Origin of the sequence: Limnochorda sp. LNt (genome assembly GCF_035593265.1) — a bacterium.
Lineage (GTDB): Bacteria > Bacillota > Limnochordia > Limnochordales > Geochordaceae > Geochorda > Geochorda subterranea.
In genome coordinates, this window is sequence record NZ_CP141614.1 from 1,232,283 (window position 1) to 1,250,211 (window position 17,929).

The 17,929-nt window shown below is 73.0% G+C and carries 16 protein-coding genes; all 16 read left to right on the top strand.

Features of this window, described 5'->3' with window-relative positions:
* Positions 1–26 precede the first annotated feature (26 nt).
* On the top strand, positions 27–998 hold the full coding sequence (locus VLY81_RS05780) for a sporulation protein YtxC (protein WP_324670075.1): 972 nt from the start codon (positions 27–29) through the stop codon (positions 996–998).
* A gap of 72 nt (positions 999–1,070) precedes the next feature.
* A complete protein-coding gene (locus VLY81_RS05785) occupies positions 1,071–1,667 on the top strand; it encodes a DUF445 domain-containing protein (protein WP_324670076.1) in 597 nt (198 codons plus the stop codon).
* A 442-nt stretch (positions 1,668–2,109) separates the two neighbouring features.
* Positions 2,110–4,023 (top strand): threonine--tRNA ligase, encoded by a 1,914-nt coding sequence (gene thrS / locus VLY81_RS05790; protein WP_324670077.1) that lies wholly within the window; start codon positions 2,110–2,112, stop codon positions 4,021–4,023.
* 75 nt (positions 4,024–4,098) lie between these two features.
* Positions 4,099–4,800 (top strand): translation initiation factor IF-3, encoded by a 702-nt coding sequence (gene infC, locus VLY81_RS05795; protein ID WP_324670078.1) that lies wholly within the window; start codon positions 4,099–4,101, stop codon positions 4,798–4,800.
* Complete coding sequence (gene rpmI, locus VLY81_RS05800; protein ID WP_324670079.1) at positions 4,797–5,018, top strand: 50S ribosomal protein L35; 222 nt, start codon at positions 4,797–4,799, stop codon at positions 5,016–5,018. Before infC ends, rpmI begins: the two co-directional genes overlap by 4 nt.
* A 44-nt stretch (positions 5,019–5,062) precedes the next feature.
* Complete coding sequence (gene rplT, locus VLY81_RS05805) at positions 5,063–5,437, top strand: 50S ribosomal protein L20 (protein WP_324670080.1); 375 nt, start codon at positions 5,063–5,065, stop codon at positions 5,435–5,437.
* Positions 5,438–5,480: 43 nt separating this feature from the next.
* Positions 5,481–6,143: a potassium channel family protein gene (locus tag VLY81_RS05810; protein WP_324670081.1), complete on the top strand. Its 663-nt coding sequence runs from the start codon at positions 5,481–5,483 to the stop codon at positions 6,141–6,143.
* A gap of 19 nt (positions 6,144–6,162) precedes the next feature.
* Positions 6,163–6,957, top strand: a complete 795-nt coding sequence (locus tag VLY81_RS05815) for a TrmH family RNA methyltransferase (protein ID WP_324670082.1) — start codon at positions 6,163–6,165, stop codon at positions 6,955–6,957.
* A 115-nt stretch (positions 6,958–7,072) separates the two neighbouring features.
* Positions 7,073–7,168, top strand: a complete 96-nt coding sequence (locus tag VLY81_RS05820; RefSeq protein WP_324670350.1) for a YqzL family protein — start codon at positions 7,073–7,075, stop codon at positions 7,166–7,168.
* Positions 7,169–7,608: 440 nt separating this feature from the next.
* Positions 7,609–8,640 carry a phenylalanine--tRNA ligase subunit alpha gene (gene pheS, locus VLY81_RS05825; protein ID WP_324670083.1) on the top strand — a complete coding sequence of 344 codons (1,032 nt, stop codon included), beginning with the start codon at positions 7,609–7,611 and terminating at the stop codon, positions 8,638–8,640.
* Positions 8,641–8,673: 33 nt separating this feature from the next.
* Complete coding sequence (gene pheT, locus VLY81_RS05830) at positions 8,674–11,190, top strand: phenylalanine--tRNA ligase subunit beta (RefSeq protein ID WP_324670084.1); 2,517 nt, start codon at positions 8,674–8,676, stop codon at positions 11,188–11,190.
* A gap of 117 nt (positions 11,191–11,307) precedes the next feature.
* Positions 11,308–11,565, top strand: coding sequence for a cell division protein ZapA (locus tag VLY81_RS05835; RefSeq protein ID WP_324670085.1), 258 nt, complete (start codon positions 11,308–11,310; stop codon positions 11,563–11,565).
* A complete protein-coding gene (locus VLY81_RS05840; RefSeq protein WP_324670086.1) occupies positions 11,543–12,133 on the top strand; it encodes a CvpA family protein in 591 nt (196 codons plus the stop codon). Before VLY81_RS05835 ends, VLY81_RS05840 begins: the two co-directional genes overlap by 23 nt.
* Complete coding sequence (locus VLY81_RS05845; RefSeq protein ID WP_324670087.1) at positions 12,102–13,919, top strand: DNA polymerase/3'-5' exonuclease PolX; 1,818 nt, start codon at positions 12,102–12,104, stop codon at positions 13,917–13,919. Before VLY81_RS05840 ends, VLY81_RS05845 begins: the two co-directional genes overlap by 32 nt.
* A gap of 125 nt (positions 13,920–14,044) precedes the next feature.
* Positions 14,045–15,277: a stage II sporulation protein P gene (gene spoIIP / locus VLY81_RS05850; protein WP_324670088.1), complete on the top strand. Its 1,233-nt coding sequence runs from the start codon at positions 14,045–14,047 to the stop codon at positions 15,275–15,277.
* 87 nt (positions 15,278–15,364) lie between these two features.
* Positions 15,365–17,923 carry an endonuclease MutS2 gene (locus tag VLY81_RS05855; protein WP_324670089.1) on the top strand — a complete coding sequence of 853 codons (2,559 nt, stop codon included), beginning with the start codon at positions 15,365–15,367 and terminating at the stop codon, positions 17,921–17,923.
* The last annotated feature ends 6 nt before the right edge of the window (positions 17,924–17,929 follow it).

A 17,929-nucleotide genomic window follows, 5' to 3' on the forward strand; every position in this document is an offset into this window, starting at 1 on the left:
CGGCGAAGGCTTGCCGGGACGAGAGCATGATTCGACTGGGCGCGTGGCGACGACATCGACAACCCATCGGCCGGCGCCTGCACGAGATGGGCCGGTGGATGGACGGCCGTGGCTTTCGCCTCGAGGTCGACGAGGAGGCGGCGGGCGACTACGTCTTCTTCGTCTGCCGGGGAGGCCCCGACAGCCTGGAGGCGGCATGGACCCCCATCGTACGCTCGCAGCTGGCCTCGGCCATCGCGGAGCTCATGGTGGGGCCCATGGCGACCCGCTGGCTCACTCGCTGGCTGACGGTCGAGGCCCGGGCGCGGCGGTACTCGATGGGCATCGGCGTCCGTGAGCGAGCCCTGCAGATGGCGCGCCAGCTGGTGGAGGCGCCGCCTCTGGAGGCGACCGTCTCCGTCGTTCCCCCGCCAGCGCGGGCGGCGGCCGGGGTGGGGCCTGGCTCCGGCGTGCCCGGCACCTCGACGCTGGCGGGCAACCTGGGCCGATGGCAGGCGCACCTGAGCCGATGCCTGCTGGAGGCCCTGACCGCGCATCCCCTCGTAGTCGTCGAGTCCGTCGCCTGCTTCCCGGCCCCCTCCTTCGTGGGGGCTCTGCGGCGGGCGGCGGCCGCCGTCGTGCAGGAGCTGGTGGCCGAACGCGAGGAGCACCGGGCGGCGCTACCCTGGCGCAGCCTCTGGATGGGACCACCGCCCCGGGCCTACGAGGTGCACCTCTTCCGGTCCGCCGACGGAGGTTACCAGTTGCTGGATCGGTGGGGGGAGCCCGCGGGCCGGCGCTGGCTGGGCGACGCCGCGCGCGAGGCTGCCTCGGAGGAGACGGTGGTGGCGCACCTCGTCAGGCTGGGGCCCCGGCGGATCGTCCTGCACCTGTCGGAGGAGGCGCCTGTCCAGGCCGCCGTGCGGTCCGCCTTCCCCGGGCGCGTACACACCTGCCACGGCTGCCCCCGGTGCATGCTGGCGCGGCGAGGGCAAGAGGTGCCGGGCCCCTCCCGTTGAGGGAGGCGGTGCATCCCAGGAGAGCCCGAGGCCGGCGCCGAAACGGCCGGGCGTGTGGGGAGGCACGACCCGATGCCGTGGCGCTTGCTCATGCTCCCGCTGACGGCCGCCCTGGTAGGGTGGGTCACCAACGTGGTGGCCGTCCGTCTGCTCTTCCGTCCGCTGCGGCCCATCCGCGTCCCGCGGACCCCCTGGTCCATCCAGGGCGTCATCCCCCGGCGCCAGGGTGCCATCGCCACCAGCATCGGACGCCTGGTGGAGGAGCGGTTCCTGCAGCCCCGGGACCTGCTGGCCTCGGTCGACGGCTCGCTGCGGGTCGAGGTGGCCGCGGCGCTGGAGAACTACGTATCGCGGCGGCTGGACGTGGCCCTGCCGGCGTGGGTGCCGGCGGGGATCCGCTCGGCCGTCAAGCGCTACGCGGTCGACCGGATGCGTCGGGAGGCCGACGGAGCCCTCGACAGCGTCGTCGAGCGGCTGCAGCAGCGGCTCGCGTCCGAGTTGCGGGTGGGGTCGCTGGTAGCGGCGCGGGTCCGCCAGCTGGAGCTGGCCGACTTCGAGGCCTCGCTGCTGGGGGTCATCGGCTCCGAGCTGCGGTGGATCGAGGTCCTGGGCGCCATCATGGGCTTCGCCATCGGCCTGGTGCAGATGCTCATCGCCTGGCCGTGGTGAAGACGGAGGGCGCGGCCGCCCGGCTTGACGGGCTGCGAAGGCACCGGTAGGATGGGGCCAAGTCGAGTCGAGAGCCGGCGATGAACGGGACGAGTAGGCAGGTCGTCCGGGGCGCCCAGAGAGCGACGGCCCCGTTCCGATGGGGCACGGGGCTGCAAGCCGTCGCCGCCCGCCCTGCCCAAGACCCCCCGGGAGCCGCGGCCCCAAAGGCCCACCTGGCGGACGCCGTCTCGTCGGGGGCCGAGTAGGAGCCGCCGGGCGGCCCGTTACAGCCTTCGAGCCACGAGAGGGCCGGCCGCGCCCTCGGGGCGGGCCGGCCAAGCGGGGTGGGACCGCGGGAGCCAGGGGCTCCCGTCCCGGCGGGGACGGGGGCCCTTTCCTTTTGGATCCGCAGCCGAGGGACGATCACTCGAGCAGGAGGCAGGATGGAGGTCGGCGCACGATGGCGCAGGTTTGGATGAAGTCACCGGACGGCCAGACCGTCGCCGTGGAGGCCCGGCCCGACGAACCGGTGCGGGCGGTCGCCGAACGGCTGGCGCCGGAGGCGGCCCAGCGGGCCGTGGTCGCGCGTCTGGGCGGCACCCTGGTGGATCTGGCACACCCCGTGGGCGAGGGCGGGCAACTGGAGCTGTTCGACCCGTTCTCGCCCGTGGGGATCGACGTGGTGCGGCACAGCACCGCCCACCTGATGGCGCAGGCGTTGCAACGCCTGCTGCCGGGCACGCGGCTCGCCATCGGCCCCACCATCGAGGACGGCTTCTACTACGACGTGGCGCCCTCCCGGCCGCTCTCCGCCGACGACCTGCCGGCCATCGAGGCCGAGATGCGGCGGATCGTCCAAGAGGACCTGCCCATCGTACGGGAGGAGATCCCGCGGGAGCAGGCCCTGGCGTTCTTCCGGGAGCGCGGCGACAAGTACAAGGTGGAGATCCTGGAGGAGCTGGACCAGCCGACGGTCAGCCTCTACCGGCAGGGGGAGTTCGTGGACCTCTGCCGCGGGCCCCACGTCCCCAGCACGGGAAGGCTGGGTCACTTCCGCCTGCTCAACCTGGCGGGCGCCTACTGGCGCGGCGATGCCCGCCGGGACCAGCTGACTCGCATCTACGGCACCGCCTTTCCCACGCAGGAGGCGCTGGAGGAGTACGTGCGGATGCTGGAGGAGGCGGCTCGGCGGGACCACCGGCGCATCGGCCGGGAGCTGGGGCTCTTCTTGTGGGTGGACGAGGGGCCCGGCTTCCCCTTCTTCCTGCCCAACGGCGTCATCGTACGCAACGCCCTGGTGGAGTTCTCCCGGGCCGAGCAGCGCCGGCGCGGCTACCAGGAGGTGATGACCCCGCTCATCCTGCGTGACACGCTGTGGCGCCGATCGGGCCACTACGAGCACTACCGTGAGAACATGTACTTCACGGAGATCGAGGGCGAGAGCTTCGCCATCAAGCCCATGAACTGCCCGGGCGCCTACCTGATCTACTCGAGCGACGTGCGCAGCTATCGCGACCTGCCGCTGCGCCTGATGGAGTTCGGGCTGGTGCACCGCCACGAGCTGTCGGGGGTGCTCAACGGGCTCAAGCGGGTGCGGGCCTTCACGCAGGACGACGCCCACATCTTCGTACGGCCGGACCAGATCGCCGACGAGGTGATGGCCGTACTCGAGCTCATCGAGCACATGTACGGTGCCTTCGGCTTCCCGTACCGCATCGAGCTGTCGACCCGGCCCGAAAACGCCATGGGCTCCGAGGAGCTGTGGGAGCGCGCCACCCAGGCGCTGCGGGAGGCCCTCGACAAGAGCGGCCGTCCGTACCAGGTCAACGAGGGCGAGGGGGCCTTCTACGGGCCCAAGATCGACTTCCACGTCCGAGACAGCCTGGGGCGGAGCTGGCAGTGCGGGACCGTCCAGCTCGACCTGATGGCGGCCGAGCGCTTCGACCTCACCTACGTCGGGGCGGACGGCCAGCGACACCGGCCCGTGGTCATCCACCGGGCGCTGTTCGGCAGCCTGGAGCGGTTCATCGCCGTGCTGGTGGAGCACTACGCCGGGGCGCTGCCGGTCTGGCTGTCGCCCGTGCAGCTGCGGCTCATCCCGGTGGCCGACCGGCACCGGGAGCGCGCGGAGGCGGTGGCCGCCGAGCTGCGTCAGGCGGGCCTGCGGGTCGAGGTGGACGGCCGCGACGAGAAGGTGGGCTACAAGATCCGCGACGCCCAGCTCAAGAAGATCCCGTACATGGCCGTCGTGGGCGACCGGGAGGTGGCGTCGGGCCAGCTGTCGGTGCGTCACCGCAGCGAAGGCGAGCTCGGGGCCATGAGCGTCGAGTCCGTCAAGCAGCGGCTGCTCCAGGAGATCCAGGCCCGCCGGTGAGGCGGGATCGGCGGGCCCGACTGGGGCGGAGGCCCGGTGGGATGCGGGCGGGACGTTGACGGGGCTTCGCCGGGCGTGTTAGAATCGCCCCGCACCGTAGCTGAGCGGAATCCTCACGGGCTTCGCGGGGGTGGGATCATCAAGCAAGAGCTTCGCATCAACGAGGAGATCCGGGCACGAGAGGTGCGGGTCATCAGCCCTGATGGCCAGCAGCTCGGGGTGTTGCCGGTGCGGGAGGCGCTGAGGCTCGCCCATGAGCGGCACCTCGACCTGGTCGAGATCGCGCCGCATGCCGATCCGCCCGTCTGCCGGATCATGGACTACGGCAAGTACAAGTACGAGCAGAGCAAGAAAGAGCGCGAAGCCCGCAAGCGCCAGAAGATCGTCGACATCAAAGAGATCCGCATGAGCCCCAAGATCGAGGATCACGACTTCGACGTCAAGGCACGCTCAGCCGCACGGTTCTTGTCGGATGGCGACAAGGTCAAGATCACGGTGCGCTTTCGCGGACGGGAGATCGTCCACGCCGACCTGGCCAAGGAGATGCTGGAGCAGCTCGTCGCCAAGCTGGGCCCGCTGTGCACCGTGGAGCGCCCGCCCAGGGTGGAGGGGCGCGCCATGATCATGGTGCTGGCCCCCCGGACGGGGGGCGGCCAGACCGCCCAGGGCGGCAACGCCCAGCGTCCTGCTCCGACGGCCGCGCCGAGCGCTGGTCCGTCGCAGGGGGCCGCCGCGCGTGCCGGCGCGAGCGTCAAGGTCGCTGCTGCAGAAGGGTGACGCAGAGCCAGATGCCCAAGATGAAGACGCGCCGCAGCGCCCTCAAGCGCTTCAAGATGACCGCCAGCGGCAAGCTGCGCAGGCGCCACGCGTACCACAGCCACCTGCTGGGGCCCAAGCGGCCCGCGCGAAAGCGCCGGCTGGTCGGCGACGCCTTGGTCGCCGAGCGCGACGAGCGCCGGGTGCTGGGGCAGCTGCCGTACCGGCAGCACCTGTGAGAGACGGAGCTTGCGACTGACGGACGAGGAGGGCGACGGCTCGGATGCCCAGGGTAAAGGGTGGGCCGTACACACGGCGGCGCCACCGCAAGATCGTCAAGCTGGCCAAGGGATACTGGGGCGCCCGGCATCGATGGTTTCGCATGGCCAACCAGTCGCTGCTCAAGGCGTGGAGCCATGCCTACCGTCACCGCCGGTTGCGCAAGCGTGACTTTCGACGCCTCTGGATCGTCCGCATCAACGCGGCGGTGCGCCCGCACGGTCTCACCTACAGCCGGTTCATGGCGGGGCTCAAGCGGGCCGGCGTCGCCATCAACCGCAAGATGCTGGCCGACCTGGCCGTGCGGGATCCGGAGGGCTTCGCCCGGCTGGTCGAGCGGGCTCGCCAGGCCCTCGCGGTGACGTCCCCGGCCGCGTAGTCTCCGCAGGCAAGCGGCCAGCGGTCGGCCTGCGGCATCTCCCATGCGACGGCGTCGGCAACGGCAGTTCGTGGTGATCGGGCTGGGCGGCTTCGGCTCCAGCGTGGCGGCCACGCTCTACGAGCTGGGGCAGGAGGTCCTGGCGGCCGACTCCTCCGAGGAGCGGGTCCAGGAGATGGCGCCCTACGTCACGCATGCCGTCCAGGTCGACGCGACCGACGAGCAGGCCCTCAAGGCCCTCGGCATCCGCAACTTCGACGTGGCCGTCGTCGCCATCGGCGACATCGAGGCCAACATCCTGGCCACCTCGCTGGTCAAGGGGCTGGGCGTACCCTACGTGGTGGCCCGCGCGGTCAGCGAGGTGCACGGGCGCGTCCTGGAGCGGGTGGGCGCCGACCGGGTCGTGCGGCCCGAGCGAGACATGGGCATCCGTGTCGCCCACACCCTGCTCTCGGGCAACCTCATCGAGTACGTCGAACTGATCCCCGGCTACAGCGTGGTGGAGGTCATGGCGAGGGAGCCCTTCGTGGGCCGGTCCCTGAGGGATCTGGACCTGCGGGCCAAGTACGGCATCAACATCCTGGCCATCCGCCGCGGGGATCGGGTCCTGCCCGTGCCCAGCCCCGACACCGTCATCCAACCCGGTGACATCTTGCTCGCCATGGGTGAAGATGAGCGACTCGAGGAGCTCGAGGCCCTACCTTGAGAGTCCCCGCCATCCGCTCGTGAAGGAGCTGCGACGCCTGCTGAGCAGGCCGGCCGAGCGTCGCGCCCGGCGGCAGTGGGTCCTCGAGGGGGTGCGGCTCATCGAGGACGCGCAGCGGGCCGGGCTGATCGTGCGCCACTTGGTGGTGGCGCGGCGGCTGGTGGAGGCGCAGGACGGCGACGGCGCCGTGGCCGCGCTCATGGCCGAGGTCGAGCAGAGGGGGGGCCGGGTGTCGCTCTGCAGCGATGGCATCGTCTCCCTGCTCGCCGACACCGCCCATCCCCAAGGCGTGGTCGCGCTCGTCGAGGGGGAGCTGCCGGCGCTGCCGTCTCCGGGACGGCTCGCACCGCCGGTGCTGATGCTGGCCGGCGTGCAGGACCCCGGCAACGTGGGGACCATCCTGCGCTCGGCTGCGGCCGCCGGGGTCGGCGCCGTCGTCTTGGATGCCGGATGCGCCGACCTCTCCCATCCCAAGGTCATCCGTGCCAGCGCCGGGGCCGTGTTTCGCGTGCCGGCGGCCCGGCTGACGGAGCCGGGGGCCCTCCCGACGCTGGCCCGCCAGCTGCGCGGCCGGGGCTGGCAGGTGCTGGGCCTGGAGGCGCACGGCGGCACGCCTTATCACGCCGTCGCCCTGGGCGGTCCGGTCGCGCTGGTGGCTGGCAGCGAAGCCAGGGGGATCGCCCCCGACCTGGCGGCCGAGTGCAGCGGCTTCCTGACCATCCCGCTGGCAAGAGGCATCGAGTCGCTCAACGTGGCCGCCGCCGTGGCGGTGGTGCTCTTCGAGGCGGCTCGCCAGCGCGCCGGCAGGGGCTGAGAGAGCCTCCGCTGGCAAGGGCCGGCAGTCCCCCTCGCTTGTGTGGGCTCGTGGGGCCATGGTATAATCGGCGCAGCCGCTAGAGCGGCCGTCGGCGCGGAGGGTGGGCTCCGTGATGCTCACGGCTGACTTCTTCTGGAGGCTGTTCGAGGCCACGGGTTCCATCACCGCCTATCTGCTCTACCGGCAGCTCAAGAGCCTGACCCGGTAAGCATCGGTCACCGTCGACCGGTCGTCGTCGACCAATCTCCGCTGGCGTCAAAGGCGATGCGGAAGAGGAGTACCCGGATCCGCACCTTCCCAGGGAGGGGCCGGCCATAGACTGCGAGCCGCCCCGTAGGTCGTCCGGGGAAGTTCGCTTCCAAGCCGCGGTCTGAAAGCGCCCGGCTCGTGCCCCTGGGGGGCTCGAGCGGCGGTGCCAGTAGGATCGGCCGGGAGCTCCCGTTACAGAGCACGAGCCGCGGGCATCCGGCACGGGCGCCGGATGTCGGGCGGCGACGGCAACGAGTGGATGCCCCGACGGGGCGTCAACCAGGGTGGTACCGCGGGAAGCGGTTCTCTCTTCTCGTCCTTGGGAGAGCCGCTTCCCGCCTTTTTATCTGGGACCGTGCCGACACACGATCATGTCCGAGCAGAGGAGGTCGTGGCGCGATGCCCTGGCCGGACACCCGCTACCTGGAGCAGCTGCGGGAGGCGGCGCTGGCCCGCATCGAGTCGGCGCCGGACGAGCAGGCCCTGGAGGCCGTGCGGGTCGAGCTGTTGGGGCGCAAGGGCCAGGTGACGACATTACTGCGGCAGCTGGGCCAGATCCCCGATCCCGAGGCCCGCCGCCAGGCCGGCCAGCACCTCAACCAGCTCCGGGAGGAGCTGGAGCAGCGGCTCGGCTCGCGCCAGCAGGCGCTCCGGCGCCGGGCGGTACGGGAGCGGCTGGCCAGCGAGCGCATCGATGTGACGCTGCCGGGGCGCGCGGTGCCCATCGGGCGGCTGCATCCGGTGACGCGCACGCTGGAGGAGATGCTGCGCATCTTCGTCGGCATGGGCTTCGAGGTGGTGGAGGGCCCCGAGGTGGAGCTCGACTACTACAACTTCCAGGCCCTCGGGATCCCCAAGGATCACCCGGCCCGTGACATGCAGGACACGTTCTACGTCACGGACGAAGTGGTGCTGCGGACCCACACCTCCCCCATGCAGGTGCGCACCATGCTGGCGCGTCGGCCGCCCGTGCGGGTGGTGGTGCCGGGCAAGGTCTATCGCAAGGACGCCGACGTGACGCACTCGCCCGTCTTCCACCAGGTGGAGGGTCTGCTGGTCGACGAGGGCATCCGCATGTCGGACCTCAAGGGGATGCTGAGCGCCTTCGCTCGCAGCCTCTACGGGCCGGACCGACCCGTGCGCTTCGTGCCCAGCTACTTCCCGTTTACGGAGCCCAGTGCCGAGATGTACGTCCAGTGCGGGATCTGCCGGGGAGCGGGCTGCCGGGCCTGCAAGGGGTCGGGGTGGCTGGAGATCCTGGGGTGCGGCATGGTGCACCCCCAGGTGCTGCGCAACGTGGGCTACGACCCCCAGCGCTACACGGGCTTCGCCTGGGGCATGGGGGTCGAGCGGATCACGATGCTGCGCTACGGCATCGACGACATCCGGCTCCTCTTCGAGAACGACCTGCGCTTCTTGCGTCAGTTTTGACGGGCCATCCTGACGACGAGGAGGCAGACGACCGTGCGGCTACCGTTGAGCTGGCTGCGGGATCTGGTCGAGACGGAACTGGACGCATCGCCGCTGGCGGACCGCCTGGTGGCAGCCGGCATCCCGGTCGAGGGCATCGAGCGCGCCGGCCATGAGCTGGCCGGCCTGGTCTGCGGCGTCATCGAGGCGGTCGAGCGCCATCCGCACAGCACCCACCTGCTCGTGGCGCGAGTCGACGTCGGGGGGCGCAGCCTGCAGGTCCTGACGGGCGCGCCCAACACGCGGCCGGGGTTGCGCGTGGCGGTGGCGCCGGCGGGCGTCTACGTGGCGGGGCTCAAACGGGTCGTCCAGGCCCAGGAGATGGGCGGGATGCGCTCCGAGGCCGTGCTGCTCAGCCAGAAGGAGGCCGGCGTCGGCGAGGACGAGAGCGGGCTGTGGGAGCTGCCGCCGGAGGCCCTCGCGGGGGCGTCGCTGGCCGAGGCCCTGGGGCTCGACGACGAGGTCCTGGAGGTCGAGGCCTACCCCAACCGCCCCGACTGGATGGGCGTGGTGGGGCTCGCCCGGGAGGTGGCGGCCGTGCTGGGGCGACCGCTGCGGCTGCCCGCCGTCGACTACCCGGCGGGGCCCGAGCGGGCCGACGAGCTGTGCGACGTCGAGATCGCCTCCTTCGACGACTGCCCTCGCTACGTGGCGCGCATCATCCACGACGTGCCGCAGGGCCCCGTGCCCTGGTGGATCGCCAGGCGCCTCTACCTGGCGGGGATGCGCACCATCTCGCCCGTGGTGGACGTGACCAACTACGTGATGCTGGAAGCGGGCCAGCCGCTGCACGCCTTCGACCTGGAGCGGCTGGCGGGGCGACGGATCGTGGTGCGGCGGGCCCGAGACGGGGAGCGCATCACCACCCTCGACGGCCAGGAGCGGACGCTGGATGCCAGCATGCTGGTCATCGCTGACGCTGAGCGTCCGCAGGCGCTGGCCGGCCTGATGGGGGGCGCCGCCAGCGAGGTGTCGCCCACGACCCGGGTCGTGCTGCTGGAGTCGGCCACCTTCCACGGGGCCCTCATCCGGCGCACGTCCCGGCGCCTCGGACTGCGCACGGAGGCATCGGCTCGCTTCGAGCGAGGACTGCCGCCCTCCCTGGCCGAGTGGGGCTCCAGGCGGGCGTGCCATCTGCTGGCGTCGCTGGGGGCCAGGGTCGCCGCCGGCAGCGTCGACCGGCGTCGCGAGGACGACGAGGCTCCCGTCTCCATCTCGCTGAGGCCGGAGCGGGTCAACCGCGTGCTGGGCACCCAGCTGACGGAGGCCGCCATCGCCGAGCCGCTGGTGCGGCTGGGGATGGAAGTGCAGTTCGAGGACGACCCGGGGGAGGGGCGGGCGCGGCGGCTGCAGGTGCGGGTGCCGGCCTGGCGGCGTGACCTGCAGGAGGAGGACGACCTGGCCGAGGAGGTGGCCCGACTCTACGGCTACGATCGCATTCCCACGACGCTTCCCGCCTCCATGGCGGCCGGGCGGATCCCGCCCGAGGTCGACTGGGCCTGGCAGGTGCGCCATGCTCTGACCGCCGCCGGGCTCGACGAAGTGATCACGTACTCGTTCTTCAGCCCGGCCGAACTGGAGCCGCTCGGGCTCCCAGCCGACCACGAGTGGATGCGGGCGGTGGCCATCGCCAACCCGCTGGCGGAGGAGTCCTCTCACCTGCGCACCACCCTGGTGTCGGGCCTGCTGCGGGTGGCGAGGCTCAACGCGAGCCGCCGGCAGGGCATCGTGCGCATCTTCGAGGTGGGGCGCGTCTTCCGCCCGCGGGGCGAGGCCCGCGACGGGCGGGCCGCTACCGGGGCGGGCCAGGCCGAGGCGTCGCCTCCGGCGCACCTGCCCGCCGAGGTGCGGGCGCTGGAGGGGTTGCGCCCCGAGGAGCGGCTGCTGGCGGGCATCGCCATGATGCTGGTGCCCGCTGCCGCGCCCCGCCAGTGGTACGAGGGGGTCAGGGCCTACGACTTCTACGACCTCAAGGGGGTCCTGGAGGCCGCGGCCGACCGGCTCGGGATCGCGCTGGAGTGGCAACCGACCGAGCTGGAGGGGCTCCATCCGGGACGGGCGGCGCGCATCTGGGCGACCGCCGACGGGCGACGGGTGGTGGCGGGCTGGGCCGGCGAGCTCCACCCCGAGGCGGCCGAGCGGCTGGACCTGCCCGGACGTCTCTACCTGGCGGAGCTGGACCTCGACGCGTTGCGCCCGATGCGCCGAGAGGTGACGGCCCGCACACCGGGCCGGTTCCCTGCGGTGCAGCGGGACCTGGCGTTGCTGGTGCCGCTCGACATGCCGGCCTCGCGGGTGCTCGACCTGGTGAGGTCGCACGCGGGCAGCCTGGCCGAGGAGGTCAGGCTCTTCGACGCCTACGTCGGGCCGCACGTGCCCGAGGGGACCCGCAGCCTGGGGATCACGGTGGTCTATCGGGCCCCGGATCGCACCCTCTCCGACGAGGAGGTGGACGCCGCCCGGCAGGCGCTGTTGCAACGGTTGGAGGCCGAGGGCATCCGCCTGCGCTGAAAGAGGAGGGCCCCGCCATTTCCCGAATCGTTGCAACACAATCCCCGACAGGTCGGGCGAGGGAGGCGGGGAAGGATCCGAGGGGATGCCGCCGGGATCCGCCCCCCACCGGTAAGGGTGCGGATCGCGGGCAGCGAGTACGTCCTGCGAGGGCCGGCCAGCGCCAGCGAGATCCGGGCCCTGGCCGAGGAACTGGATCGGCGCCTGCAGGCGGTCATCGAGGCCAACCCCCGGCTGGCGCTGCATCAAGCGATGGTCCTGTGCGCGCTGGAGATCCTTGAGGAGCTGCATCGGCTCCGGCGCTCGCCGGCCGCCGACACGCAAGATGATCGCCCGACAGGGAGGTCACGGCGTGAGCGTACCCATCCCCGTTGAGACGCCGCCGGCGTGGACATGGCTCGACGCCGTCTGGATCATCCTCATCGGCGCCCTGGTGCTGCGGGGGTTCTTGCGGGGCATGGTGCACGAGGCCCTGGAGGTCGCCGTGCTGGCGGTGGCCCTGTACGGGGGGCTGCGGCTGTATCGCCCGCTGGGAGGGTGGATCCTCGACCGGGTGCCCCCGCTGCCTCGGGAGGCCGCGCTGGCCATCGCCTTTGGCGGGGTCGTGGCGGCCGTGCTGACGGCCGGGGCGGTGCTGACCGGCATGGTCGTCCACCTGGCGAGGCGCTCGCCGCTCTCGTGGGCGGACAGTCTGGGCGGCGCCCTGCTGGGTGCCATCAAGGGGCTCGGGGTGGTGGCCGCCCTGGTGGTGCTGGTGGCGGGGCTGCCGCCGGGCGACTTGCAGGACGAGCTCTCCGACTCGGTCATCTCTCGCGAGATGCGAGCACTGGTCCCGCCCCTGTGGGAGGAGATCCGCCAGGCCTTCCCGGACCTTCTGCCGGCCCTGCCCATCTTCACGACACCCGATGTCCATGACCAACTTCCACCTCGCACAGCGATTTGAGCGCATCGCGTCCCTGCTGGAGGTGCTCGGCGACAGCCCCTTCAAGATCCGGGCCTATCGGCGCGTGGCGCGGCTCATCGCCGAGCTCCCGGAACCCATCGAAGACGTGGCGCGCCACGGCCGCCTGCGCGACCTGCCGGGGGTCGGGGAGGCCATCGCAGCCAAGATCGAGGAGTACCTGCAGACGGGCACCATCGGACTGCTGGAGCACCTGCAGGAGCAGATCCCCGAGGGAGTGGCCGACCTCCTGGCCATCCCCGGCATCGGTCCCCGCACGGCTCGCCTGCTGCACGAGCAGCTCGGCGTCGCCTCCCTGGCGGAGCTGGAGGCGGCGGCCCGCAGCGGCCGGATCCGCGCCCTCAAGGGGATGAGGGCTCGCTCGGAGGCTGCCATCCTGGAGGGCCTCGAGCGCCTGCGTCGCCTCGCGGGGCGCCAGCCGCTGCCCTACGTCCTGGGCGTGGCGGAAGCGCTGGCCCGGGCCCTGGCGCAGGTGGCCGGTGTCGGGGCGACGGCGGTGACGGGGGGCCTGCGGCGCGCCGAGACGACCGTGGCCGACGTCGACCTGCTGGTGGTGACGGCGGCCCCTGCCGACGCGTCCGACCCCGTCAGGCCCGTGGCCGAGGCGATCCGACGCCACCTGGGCAGCACCGCCACGGTGGAGCCGGGATGGTGGGAGGGCACGGCCCGTGTGAGGGTCTCGGACGTCGCGGCGGTGCCCATCGACGTCTGGGTCGTGCCGCGGGGCGTCGAGGGCCTGGCCTTGCTGGTCGCCACGGGGCCGGCCGCCCACGTGGAGGAGGTGCGCCAGCGGCTGGCCCGACGGGGGTGGCGCTGGGACGATGGAGGTCGGCTCGAGCGGGGGCAGGCCCCCGAGGAGCGGCCCCCGGGCGCGCACCCGGCGGGCCCGACCGCCGAGCCGTCGGCAGAGGACGAGCTGACCGGGGCAGAGGCGGCGATCTACGCCCGGGCCGGATTGCCGTGGATCCCCCCGGAGCTGCGGTGGGGAGAGGACGAGGTGCGGCGGGCCCAACGGGGGCAGCTGCCGCGACGGCTGGTCCAGCTCGACGACATCCGAGGGGATCTGCACACCCACACCGAGGCCAGCGACGGTGCCGCGGACGTCGCGGAGATGGCGCGTGCCGCGCGTGAGCGTGGCCTGGAGTACCTGGCCGTCACCGATCATTCGCCGTCGCTGGTGGTGGCGCGAGGGCTGACACCCGACCGGTTGGCCATCCATGTGGCGCGCATCCGGGCCGTGGCCGAAGAGACCGGCGTGGCCCTGCTGGCCGGGTCCGAGGTCGACATCGGGCCCGACGGGTCGCTCGACTATCCGGACGAAGTGCTGGCCGGTCTCGACTGGGTGGTGGCCTCCATCCACTCCCGGCTTCGCCTGGACGAGGCCAGCCAGACGCAGCGGCTCCTGGCCGCCTGCCAGCATCCCGCCGTCGACGTGCTCGCCCACCCGACCGGCCGGCTCATCGGCCGGCGGGAGCCCTACGCCGTGGACCTGGAGCGGGTGCTCCGGCGGGCCGCCGAGACGGGGACAGCCGTCGAGATCAACGCGAGTCCCGATCGCCTGGACCTCGACCCGCACTGGGTCCGCCGCGCACGCGAGCTGGGCGTGCGCATCGTCATCGACACGGACGCCCACTCGCCGTCGCAGCTCGGCTTCATGCGCTACGGGGTGCTGGTGGCCCGAAGGGCGGGGTTGGAACCAGGCGACGTCCTCAACGCGCACGACCTCGACCACCTGCGGGCTCACCGCAAGCGCCGTCCTCGCAGCTAGCCGCCGGGCCGGGTGGGTGCCCGTCCCGCTGACGCCACCCGCTGCCCAAGGGAGCCGCCCTTTCCCGGGAGGGAGAGCCGAGACGAAGCCAGCCTACGCGGGGAAGGGGTGGCGGCAAGGCGGTCGTGCGCACGCTGGCGATCGTTGGGTTGGCGCTGGGCGTCCTCTGGGGCGCGGTGACGGCCGGGGCGCGGGCGGAGGCCGTCGGCGGCCTCGGGCAGGACGAGCGGGCCGAGATCACCCGCCTGATCAGCGAGGATGGGGAGGAGCTGCTGCTCACCGGCCTGCCCTTGCGAGCCGGGGATCGCTTCGTGGCTCCGGACGACCGGCTCTTCGAGGTGACCGGGGTGCGAGACGGCGTGGCCCGGGCCCGGCAGGTGGGACGCGTCGGGCTGCAGAGCCACCCGCCCACCCCCCTCCTGGCCCTGTCGGGGGGCCCGGCGCCGGCCCGGGGGCTCTCCGTCGCGGCGGCGAGCGCCCGTGAGGTGGCCGCACCCCGCCCTCGCGACGTGCGGGTCGGGCTCTATCACACCCATACCGACGAGTCCTACCTGCCCGACGCTGGTCAGACCAACGAGCCGTGGGACGGCGACATCCTCCGGGTCGGCGCCCGGCTGGCCCAGGTGCTGCGGGGGTACGGCCTCGACGTCCTCCACTCGACCCGGCGACACGATCCGCACGACGGCATGGCCTACTCGCGTTCCCGCCGCACCGCGCTGGAGCTGCTGCGGCAGCGGCCGGCCGCGCTGTTCGACGTGCACCGCGACACGCCGCCCGCCGAGGTCTACCTGCGCGAGATCGCCGGCCAGATGGCGACGTCGGTGCTGCTGGTGGTCGGCCGGCAGAATCCCAACCTCTCCGCCAACGAGGCCTTCGCCTTCACCATCAAGGGCTACGCGGACCGGGCCTATCCGGGCCTCATCCGCGGGATCCTCTACGCGGCCGGTGACTACAACCAGGACCTCTTCCCAAGGGCCCTGCTGGCCGAAGTCGGCTCGACTTACAACCGGCTGGCGCACGCCGAGGCAGGGGCCCGCTTCTTCGGGGACGTGGTGGCGGCCACGCTGGCGGACGTCGTACCCCGTCCGGGACTGCCGAGGCCCGATCTGGACGCGGAGCAGGCCCGTGCCTCGCGCAGGGGTTGGCAGGCCGCTGCCTTCCTGGTGACGCTGGTGGGCGCGGGGGTCGCGCTGTACCTGCTGGTAAACGAGCGCTCGTACGAGCAGCTGAGCCGTCTCCTGGCTCGCCTGCGCGACTGGCGCGAGCAGGGACGCCTCGCCTGGGCCGCGCTGGCGCAGCGGGTGGCGGAGTCCTGGCGGCGGCTCCGGCGTCGGGGCGGCCTGCCCGGCGGGCCGTAGCGGCGGCGGGAGTCTCGCCCTTGCCGCATCGGATGCAGCCCGCTACAATGGGCCTGGCCTGCTCGGGTCGGGCCGAGGTGCATCGACGTGGCAGCGCAGGCAGAGCATCGGGAGTCGTTCCCGTCCGGGGGCGCCCACGCGGTGGCCGATCCCGTCACCCTCGAGGTGCTGGAGTATCCGGCCATCGTGAAGGCGTTGTGCCGGCGCGCGGCCACCCCGATGGGGCAGGAGCGCCTGGAGCTGGTGGCGCCGACCGCCGATCCCGAGACGGTGCGCCGCCTGCTGGCCGAGACCACCCAGATGCGCGGCCTGCTGGAGCGGGGAGGGGCGACGGCCGCCATCCCGCTGGGGGTGCCCGACGTGCGGGCAGCCTTGCGACGGTGCGTAGCCGGCGGCACCCTTTCGGGCCCCGAGCTGGTGCAGGTGGCCGAGGCCATCGAGGCGGTCGCCGCCTTGCGCGGCTGGGTGGCCGCCGTCGCCGGCGCCGAGGGGCCGGCGCCGCTCTTGGGGCGCTGGTTGTCTCGCCTGGTCGACGCCTCGGGCGTGGCACGTGGGATCCGGCGGGCCGTCAGCGCCGACGGAGAGGTGGTCGATTCGGCGTCGCCCGAGCTCGCCGCCATCCGGGCCCGGCTGCGGCGTCTCAACGATCGGATCTACGAGGCCCTCGAGCGCCTGGTCCGCTCGCCGATGGGCCGCAAGGCCCTGCAGGAGCCCATCGTGACGCGCCGGGCCGGTCGCTACGTCGTGCCCGTGCGTCAGGAGTGCCGCGACATGGTGCCCGGCATCGTCCACGACGCCTCCTCCAGCGGAGCGACCCTCTTCGTCGAGCCGATGGCGGTGGTGGAGGCCAACAACGCCCTGCGGGCCGCCCAGGCAGCCGAGCAGGAGGAGATCGAGCGCATCCTGCGCCAGCTATCCGGCGAGGTGGCCGGCGTCGGGGAGCAGCTGGTCGACGCGCTGGAGGCGGTCGGCGAACTGGACGCCATCGCCAGCCGGGCGCGCCTGGCCATCGACCAGCGCGCCGTGGAGCCCGCCATCAACACCGAGGGGCGTGTCGTGCTGCAAGGCGCACGCCACCCGCTGCTGACGGGCGAGGTGGTGCCCATCGACGTCGAGCTGGGGCGCTCGTTCTGGGTGCTGGTCATCACCGGCCCCAACACCGGGGGCAAGACCGTCTCGCTCAAGACCGTCGGACTGCTGACGTTGATGGCGCAGTCGGGCCTGCACGTGCCGGCGGAGCCGGGCAGCGAGCTGGCCGTCTTCGAGCGGGTGCGGGCCGACATCGGCGACCAGCAGAGCGTCACGGAGAGCCTGAGCACCTTCTCGTCGCACCTGCGCCGCATCGTGCCCATCCTGCAGGAGGCCGACGACGCGACGCTGGTGCTGCTCGACGAGCTGGGGGCTGGCACCGACCCCGCGGAGGGAGCCGCGCTGGGCTGCGCCATCCTCGATCATCTGCGGGCCAAGCGGGCGCGTGTGGTCGTCACCACCCACCTGGGCGACCTCAAGGTGCTGGCCCACACGCAGCCCGGGATGGCCAACGCCAGCGTAAGTTTCGACCTGGAGACCCTCCGCCCCACCTATCGCCTGGTGCTGGGGGCGCCGGGCCAGAGCCAGGCGCTCGCCATCGCCGCGAGGCTGGGGATGCCCGAGGCCATCGTGGAGGACGCCCGCCATCGGCTCGGCTCCCAACGAGTCCGCGCCGACCGGATCGTCGAGGAGCTCCACCAGGCCCTCGAGGCCGCTCGCCAGCGGCTGGCCGAGGCGACGGCCGCCAGGGCCGAGGCCCGGGCTCTGCTGGCCCGGGCCCGCGAGGAGCGGGACCGCCTGCGCGCCCGGCGCCAGGAGGCCATCGAGCGGGCCCTCGAGCAGGCCAGCCAGCTGGCCCGCCAGGCCCGCCACGAGATCGAGTCCCTGCTGCGGCAGGCCAGGGAGGCTGCGCAGTCGGAGTCGGCCGCGCAGCGAGTGGTGGACCTGCAGCGCCTGCGCCGCGAGCTGGCTGCCGCGCGGGCCGCCTGGAGCGGCGGGTCCGGGGGTGCTCGACTCCCTGGGGCCGGCGGGTGGGGTCCGGAGGCCGGTGAGCGCGCGGGCCGGGCCGACGAGCCAGCGGTGGACGCGGGGGCGATGCTCCCCGTCGAGGACCCGTCGTCCCTGGCGGCCGGGCAGCGGGTCTGGGTGTTGCCCCTGCAGTCGGTGGGCGTCGTCGTGGAGCCACCCGATGGCCAGGGCCAGGCGACGGTGCAGGTGGGCTCCGTGCGCACGCGCCTGCCGGTCCATCAGCTGGCGTGGCTCGCCCCGCCCGACGAGAGGGGCACGGCAGCTCCCGGCGGGGCGACGGGCGCCACGGGCGATCGCCCGACGGGCTCCCCGGGGCGATCGGCCTCCTGGGCCAAGGCCGTCACGATCCGGCCGGAGATCGACCTGCGCGGCCTGACCGCCGAGGAGGCTCGCGCCGAGCTCGACAAGTACCTGGACGACTGCGTGCTGGCGGGCATCGAGCGGGTCCGCGTCATCCACGGCAAGGGCACGGGGGCCCTGCGCGACGCCGTGCGCAGCTACCTCCGGGAGAGCCGTCGCATCCGCCGCTTCGCGCCGGCCGGGCCGGCCGAGGGCGGCGACGGGGTGACGGTGGCCGAACTCGCCTGAGCCCCT